Origin of the sequence: Flavobacterium sp. (genome assembly GCF_028712645.1) — a bacterium.
GTDB lineage: Bacteria > Bacteroidota > Bacteroidia > Flavobacteriales > Flavobacteriaceae > Flavobacterium.
Genome location: NZ_JAQTPQ010000174.1, coordinates 1 through 7,465 on the forward strand (window position 1 = coordinate 1; position 7,465 = coordinate 7,465).

Genomic DNA, 7,465 nt, shown 5'->3' on the forward strand with positions numbered 1-7,465 from the left:
TTTCTAATGCTGGATTCTCGTTCATTTCTTCCAATATGCGCTGTTCAAAAGCTTGCGTTGGCAATTGAATTAACTTCATCAACTGGATTTGTTGTGGAGAAAATTTTTGGGATAATTTAAGATTTAGAAATTGTTTTAACATTTTTTATTTGTTTAAAGGTTTAAAGGTTTAAGAGTTTAAAGTTGTTGTGATTTAAACAACATTAAACAATTTTAAACAACATTAAACTTTTTTAAAATTCTGCATTTTGTGGTGTTCTTGGGAAAGGAATTACGTCACGAATGTTAGTCATTCCGGTTACAAAAAGCACTAATCTTTCGAACCCTAGTCCAAAACCAGAGTGAACTGCACTTCCGAATCTTCGAGTGTCAAGATACCACCATAATTCTTCTTCGTCAATTCCTATGGCTTTCATTTTTTCGACCAAAACGTCAAAGCGTTCTTCTCTTTGTGAACCTCCTACGATTTCTCCAATGCCTGGGAAAAGGATATCCATAGCGCGAACTGTTTTTCCGTCTTCGTTCAAACGCATATAAAATGCTTTGATATTGGCTGGATAATCAAATAAAATCACGGGACATTTGAAATGTTTTTCCACCAAATAACGTTCGTGTTCCGATTGCAAATCAGCTCCCCATTCGTTAATGATATAATTAAATTTCTTCTTTTTATTTGGAGTGCTATCTCTCAAAATGTCAATCGCTTCGGTGTACGAAACGCGTTTGAAGTTATTTTCTAAAACAAAGTTTAGCTTTTCTAGCAAAGCCATTTCACTTCTTTCGGCTTGTGGTTTTGATTTTTCTTCTTCTAATAAACGTCCTTCTAAGAATTTCAAATCATCCGAACATTTATCCATTGTGTATTTAATTACGTGCTGAATAAAATCTTCGGCCAAATCCATATTATCATTCAAATCATTGAAAGCCACTTCGGGTTCAATCATCCAAAATTCAGCCAAATGACGAGAAGTGTTTGAGTTTTCGGCTCTAAAGGTTGGGCCAAAAGTATAAATTTGTCCCAATGCCATAGCGAAAGTTTCTCCCTCTAATTGTCCTGAAACCGTTAAATTAGTTTCTTTTCCAAAGAAATCTTCTTTGTAATTTACTTTTCCATCTTCGTTTCTTGGCGGATTGTCGAAAGGTAAAGCGGTAACTTTAAACATTTCACCAGCACCTTCTGCATCAGAACCCGTAATGATTGGAGTGTTTACATACACAAAACCTTTTTCCTGAAAATAGTTGTGAACGGCGAATGACAAAACCGAACGCACTCGCATAATCGCTCCAAAAGCATTGGTCCGAACTCTTAAATGTGCGTTTTCACGCAAGAATTCCAAGGAATGTTTTTTGGGTTGCATTGGAAATTTCTCAGCATCTGAATCACCGAGTATTTCTAATTTTTCGACTTTGATTTCAAATTTTTGCCCAGCACCTTTACTTTCAACCAAATCACCTGTTACTGAAATTGCAGCTCCAGTTGTGATTCTTTTTAAAGTTTCTTCGGGTGTGTTTTCAAAATCGACAACACATTGAATATTATTAATTGTTGAACCGTCATTCAATGCAATAAATTGATTGTTTCTAAAAGTTCTTACCCAACCTTTTGCATTTATTTTGTGGAGTATGTTAGTGCTGTTTAGTAAGTCTTTAACTCTTGTATGTTTCATTTTGAATATGGATTTAAAATTTAGGATTTAGCATTTCAAAATAAATCTAAATCGAATTACAAATATAAATGATTTATTGTGATTTTGTAGCCGTAATTCCTTCACTATACTTTTATTCCAATAGGAATTTAGTAAATAGTTTGAAAAGACATCCTTAGTTCTTGCGTCGTTTTTGAATCAAGAAAAGGTTGAGTATTAAACGGCAAATAGTTTTTGAAAAATTATTTTTGCTTTTCTAAATTTTCACTATCATTTACGTCGTAATCCAAAACATCAATTTTTGGTTCGATGAATTCTTGCTCATTTGCCAATTTTTTGTTCAGCGTAAGTACTAATGAAGGTAATAAAACCAAGTTGGACAACATACCGAAAATCAAGGTAACTGCAATTAATCCTCCGAGGGCGACCGTGCCTCCAAAATCGGATAACATAAACACCGAAAAACCAGCAAACAATACAACCGATGTATAAAACATACTCACTCCAGCTTCTTTAATCGTAGCATAAACAGAGCGTTTTATTTTCCAATTATTTCGAACTAATTCCTGACGGTATTGTGCCAAGAAATGGATGGTGTCGTCAACCGAAAGACCAAATGCAATGCTAAACACCAGTATTGTGGAAGGTTTCAGAGGAATACCAAAATAACCCATTAATCCTGCTGTAATAACTAACGGAAGAAGATTTGGAATCAAAGCAACTATCACCATTTTGAAGGATCTGAACATAAAAGTCATCAGTAACGAAATCAGAAAAATGGCAAAAAGCAGGGAAGAAACCAGATTGTCAAGTAGGTATTTTGTGCCTTTTTCGAACACATAAGCTTTTCCTGTCATAGTAACTTTATACCTGTCAGACGGAAACACTGTGTTGATTTTGGTTTTTAGTTTGTTTTCAATTTTTTCCATATTACCAGTGCCAATATCTCTCATAAAAGTGGTAATTCTGGCAACTTGTCCTGTGCTGTCCACATAACTTTTCATTATGTTTTTCTGACTGTCTTTGGCAGTATTTTTTGCGTAACTCAAGATAAATGTTTGCTCTTGAGAAGTTGGCAAATCATAATATTCTGGATTTCCGTTATAATAAGCTTGTTTTGAATATTTGACAAGATTTAGAATCGAAATAGGTTTTGAAAGTTCTGGAATTTCTTCAATGGTTTTTTGAAGTTCATCCATTTTTTTCAAAGTCGAAAGTTTCATAACTCCTTTTTTCCTTTCTGTGTCAATGGTAATTTCAAGAGGCATTACTCCGTCAAACTCTTTTTCGAAGAAAAGAATATCATTGTAAAACCCAGTTTTTTTAGGCATATCTTCAATTAAACTCCCCGAAGTCTTGATTTGGAAAGCGCCATAAAGACTCACGATAAACAAAAATATAGCTGCTGGATAGACGTGACGTTTGTTTTGGCGTACCATTTTTTCTATCCAGGTCATTAATGTACGAGTGTAATTTCTGTTTAAATGTTCTAAATGTTTTTCTTTTGGTACAGGTTGATAGCTGTAATATATAGGAATAAGTATCAGGCATAAAAAGAACAACGCTATAATACTAACTGAGGCAACAATCCCGAATTCTTTGAGCAATTCACTATTGGTTATGATAAAAGTAGCAAAACCAGCAGCTGTTGTCAAATTAGTCATTAAAGTTGCAGTTCCAACTTTAGTAATCACCCTTTGTAGTGCTTTTGCCTTATTTCCGTGAGATAGATATTCCTGCTGGTATTTATTGGTTAGGAAAATGCAGTTGGGAATTCCAATTACAATAATCAATGAAGGAATTATTGCGGTTAAAACCGTGATTTCGTAATGAAATAATCCTAGAAAACCAAAAGTCCACATTACTCCAATAGCAACAATAATTACTGATATTAAAGTGGCTCTTAACGAACGGAAAAAGAAGAAGAAAATTAAGGAGGTTATAAAAAGGGATGCGCCAATAAAAAGACTTATTTCATCAATAATACTTTTTGCGTTAAGCGTTCTGATGTATGGCATTCCAGAAACACGCAAATCGATACCAGTCTCTTTTTCATAGGCTTCTATTTTTGGGATAAAATAGTTAAGGATAAAATCTTTACGTGCAATTGTGTTAACAATCTTTTTGTCTAAATAAATAGCAGAACGAATTGTTCCATTTTTTTTATTAAAAAGCAAACCTTCATAAAAAGGCATTTTTTGAAACAATTCGGTTTTAATCGACGTGAGATATTCTGGGCTATTTGTTTTATTTTGGTCAACGAAAGGGACTAACTCAAAGGTTTGTTTTTCCTCATTTTTTTGCAGTTTTTTTAAATCACTTACTGAAACAACTAACTCAATTTCTTTTTGGTTTTTAAAATCGGTCATTAATTTGTTCCAAGCAATAAAGGCTTTGGGCGTAAAAAAAGTACTGTCTTTAACTCCAACAACAATGAGGTTTCCTTCTTCGCCAAATTTATCTAAGAATCCTTTATATTCCTTATTTACAATATTATTGTCAGGAAGAAGATTGGCTTCAGTAAAGGTAAATCGAATGTTTTTCCACTGTGAACCAAGAGCTGCGGTTATGATGATGATAACTGCTAGTATTGTGAGTCTATTTGTGAGTACCATTCTGGCGATGAATTCCCAGAATCCTACTTTCAATGTTTTTTTCATAAAAGGATTAAAATGGGTGCAAAGGTAAATAAAATGTGAGACATTATGTTTGCAGCTTTGTTACATTTATGTTTATTTTAGCTATGATTTCATTTATTTGTTTTTCTCCAAAAAAATATTTTAAAAAGAAAATGAATTCTCTTTCTTTTTTTTGAAAGTTGCTAATCATTTGATTTTCTTAAAAAGGAAATAAAAAATCCGTCTCGATTTTTATCAGGACGGATTTATATTTTTTGTTGAAACTTATACCTTCATAATTTCGGCTTCCTTGATAGCAAGATGTTCGTCAATTTTCTTAATGAAGTTATTTGTCAAAGTTTGAACCTCGTCTTCGGCTCTTTTGCAAATGTCTTCGGAAGTTCCTTCTTTTTCTAGTTTTTTAATTTCAGAATTGGCATCTTTACGGGCGTTTCTAATCCCGATTTTTGCATCTTCTGCCTCTGATTTTGCTTGTTTTGCCAAGTCCTTTCTTCTTTCTTCAGTCAAAGGTGGTACGCTTATAATAATTAAATCTCCGTTATTCATTGGGTTGAAACCAATGTTTGCCACCATTATTGCTTTCTCAATAGTATGTAGCATATTCTTCTCGAAAGGTTGTAAAGTTATGGTTCTTGCATCTGGAACACTAATTTTTGCTATTTGCGAAAGCGGGGTTGCAGAACCGTAATAATCCACAAAAACACTTCCCAACATTGCGGGAGATGCTTTTCCAGCACGAATATTCAAGAATGTTTTTTCTAAATGTGCAATAGAACCCACCATAGATTCTTGGGTGCTATCTAAAATAAATTCAATTTCTTCAGTCATTTTTTTTAGGTTTTATGTTTAGTGTTTTATGTAGTTGAAAGATTAACTATAAACCATCAACTTAAAACCACTAACTAAATATTTACTTCAGTTCCTATGTTTTCTCCTTTGCAAATTTTCAACAAATTCCCGGATTTATTCATATCGAAAATCACAATTGGCAGTTTGTTTTCTTGACTTAAGGTAAACGCCGTGGAATCCATTACATTCAATCCTTTTTTGATTACATCTTCAAAAGAAATATAATTGAATTTTGTTGCAGATGCATCTTTTTCTGGATCGGCAGTATAAACACCATCAACCCTTGTTCCTTTCAAAATCACGTTAGCATTAATCTCAACTCCACGTAAAACAGCAGCTGTGTCAGTAGTGAAATATGGATTTCCTGTTCCCGCTCCAAAGATTACGATTCTCCCTTTTTCAAGATGACGATCAGCTCTTCTTTTTATGTAAGGCTCTGCAATTGATTCCATTTTTAGTGCAGTCTGCAATCGTGTTTTCATTCCTTTATCCTCGAGAGCTCCTTGCAACGCCATTCCGTTAATGACGGTAGCAAGCATTCCCATATAATCGCCTTGAACGCGATCCATTCCGTTACTTGCTCCAGCAACTCCTCTAAAAATATTTCCTCCACCAATAACGATGGCTATTTCTATTCCTTGTTCGTGAACTTTCTTAATTTCATCGGCATATTCGCCTAATCTTACAGGATCAATACCATATTGTCGATCGCCCATTAACGCTTCTCCACTTAATTTTAGGAGAATTCTTTTATACTTCATTGTTTTGTTGAGTTGAGTTGTGCAAATATAGACATATTCTGATTTTTTTTTAAAATAATATTTGGGTTTATTTTTTTGTTCGTTTTCTAATTTGTAGTTTTTTATGTGTAATACTTGTTACCCTCTTTTTATTTTTATAGTGCTAATTTTGAGTTATATAAATGAGGAAATATGAAATCAACAGTTGCTAATGCTATATTTAATAGTTATTCCTACTCTGGATACAGAAAATTAGTAAAGAATTTGTTGCTAGAAGGAAAAGCTACGGGAAGTGACCATTCAGAAAATTTAATTCGCCAAAGTAATTTGAATGATGCTTTGATGAATCACTTAGATGAAATATTAAAAATTTCGAAAGAGAACATTTTAAAATTGGATTTGATTAAAAAGAACTATACTTGGCTGGTAATTGCTGAAGGTTGGTGTTCCGATAGTGCTCAATTACTGCCAGTTTTTAATTTTTTGTCAAACGAATCCAAAAAAATTGACTTTAAAATTGTTCTTCGTTATGAAAACGAGAATTTGATGAATTTTTTCTTGAAAGACGGGTCAAAATCAATCCCAAAATTGATTGTTGTGGAAAAGGAGAGCGGAAATGTTTGTGGAAGTTGGGGTCCAAGACCACAAGGTGCTATTGAATTAATTAAAAATTACAAAGAAAAATTTGGTAAAGTAGATGCAATTGTAAAAGCTGAGTTGCAAATGTGGTATTTGAATGATAATGGTTTTTCTACACAAAATGAACTGATCGATTTTATACTTGATTTGGAAAAATAGCGGCTTTTATTGTTGTTTTATCTATTTTTATTACTATTTATTCGCTTGATTGTAAGATATATAGTATTGAAATTATAACTTAGTTATAAATTGCAAAAAAATAGGAACAATTTAAGTGTTTTTGATAATTATTTTTTTGTTTTAAAAAAAACAATCGTAAATTTGTTATCCCAACCAGATCTACTTTTTTAATTTACTTTTTTTATTGGTGTTTGATATTGTTTAACAATTAAAAAACATCGTGATGAAAAATTTATTTGACAAGTTTTATGATTATGTGTCTGCTATCTTATATGGTGGTAAAAGCACAACTAATTATTAAAATAACTTTACGTAATTAACCAAAGTGTTTTAAATTTCTACAATTTGATTTCAAAAGAATCAATAGGAAATTTTTGTTTATTAGGGTTTGGTATTATATTACAATTAATGGGCTAGACTTTGTTCAAATAAAGTTACATCCATAGCATCATTAGCATTGTATTGACCAATTTTTGTTCTACGTAAAGAAATTAAGTGTGATCCAGAATTCATCGCTTTTCCAAAATCAAAGGCTAAGGAGCGAATGTAAGTTCCTTTGCTACAAACAACTCTAAAATCAATTTCAGGAAGTGCAATTCGAGTAATCTCGAATTCGTGAATTGTGGTTTTTCTAGTTGCTATTTCTGGTTTAATAGTCAAAAATAGTTGGTGAAAATGCTGTAAAGCATTATGAAATATGATGTTTCCAAAAGTTTATTGAAATTCGTTTCAATAAACTTTTTTATTTATGACAAATTCAAAAAAAAGCGTT

The 7,465-nt window shown here is 32.4% G+C and carries 6 protein-coding genes and 1 pseudogene; 1 reads left to right on the plus strand and 6 read right to left on the minus strand.

The window, feature by feature from the left end; all coding sequences use genetic code 11:
* The 5 genes from PHC28_RS12905 to pyrH form a co-directional block, all read right to left on the minus strand.
* Positions 1–142, minus strand: a 142-nt coding sequence (locus tag PHC28_RS12905; RefSeq protein ID WP_300101219.1) for a hypothetical protein, incomplete at its 3' end; no start/stop codon positions are given.
* 91 nt (positions 143–233) lie between these two features.
* Positions 234–1,667 (minus strand): asparagine--tRNA ligase, encoded by a 1,434-nt coding sequence (gene asnS / locus PHC28_RS12910; RefSeq protein WP_300101204.1) that lies wholly within the window; start codon positions 1,665–1,667, stop codon positions 234–236.
* Positions 1,668–1,888: 221 nt separating this feature from the next.
* Positions 1,889–4,306 (minus strand): efflux RND transporter permease subunit, encoded by a 2,418-nt coding sequence (locus PHC28_RS12915; RefSeq protein ID WP_300101207.1) that lies wholly within the window; start codon positions 4,304–4,306, stop codon positions 1,889–1,891.
* 243 nt (positions 4,307–4,549) lie between these two features.
* Positions 4,550–5,113 (minus strand): ribosome recycling factor, encoded by a 564-nt coding sequence (frr, locus tag PHC28_RS12920; RefSeq protein WP_300101210.1) that lies wholly within the window; start codon positions 5,111–5,113, stop codon positions 4,550–4,552.
* A gap of 74 nt (positions 5,114–5,187) precedes the next feature.
* Positions 5,188–5,895: a UMP kinase gene (gene pyrH / locus PHC28_RS12925; protein WP_300101213.1), complete on the minus strand. Its 708-nt coding sequence runs from the start codon at positions 5,893–5,895 to the stop codon at positions 5,188–5,190.
* A gap of 171 nt (positions 5,896–6,066) precedes the next feature.
* Here pyrH and PHC28_RS12930 point away from each other — a divergent pair, with 171 nt between their 5' ends.
* Positions 6,067–6,672 (plus strand): thioredoxin family protein, encoded by a 606-nt coding sequence (locus tag PHC28_RS12930; protein WP_300101216.1) that lies wholly within the window; start codon positions 6,067–6,069, stop codon positions 6,670–6,672.
* 426 nt (positions 6,673–7,098) lie between these two features.
* On the opposite strand, the pseudogene PHC28_RS12935 reads toward PHC28_RS12930, so the two are convergent.
* Positions 7,099–7,338, minus strand: a pseudogene (locus tag PHC28_RS12935) (tRNA pseudouridine(55) synthase); the annotation flags it as partial.
* Positions 7,339–7,465: the final 127 nt, after the last annotated feature.

Excerpts from the sequence above, each read along its gene's own strand:
- PHC28_RS12930 (WP_300101216.1), top strand. The coding sequence starts at position 6,067 with ATGAAATCAACAGTTGCTAATGCTATATTTAATAGTTATTCCTACTCT.
- PHC28_RS12915 (WP_300101207.1), bottom strand. The coding sequence starts at position 4,306 with ATGAAAAAAACATTGAAAGTAGGATTCTGGGAATTCATCGCCAGAATG.
- pyrH (WP_300101213.1), bottom strand. The coding sequence starts at position 5,895 with ATGAAGTATAAAAGAATTCTCCTAAAATTAAGTGGAGAAGCGTTAATG.
- asnS (WP_300101204.1), bottom strand. The coding sequence starts at position 1,667 with ATGAAACATACAAGAGTTAAAGACTTACTAAACAGCACTAACATACTC.
- frr (WP_300101210.1), bottom strand. The coding sequence starts at position 5,113 with ATGACTGAAGAAATTGAATTTATTTTAGATAGCACCCAAGAATCTATG.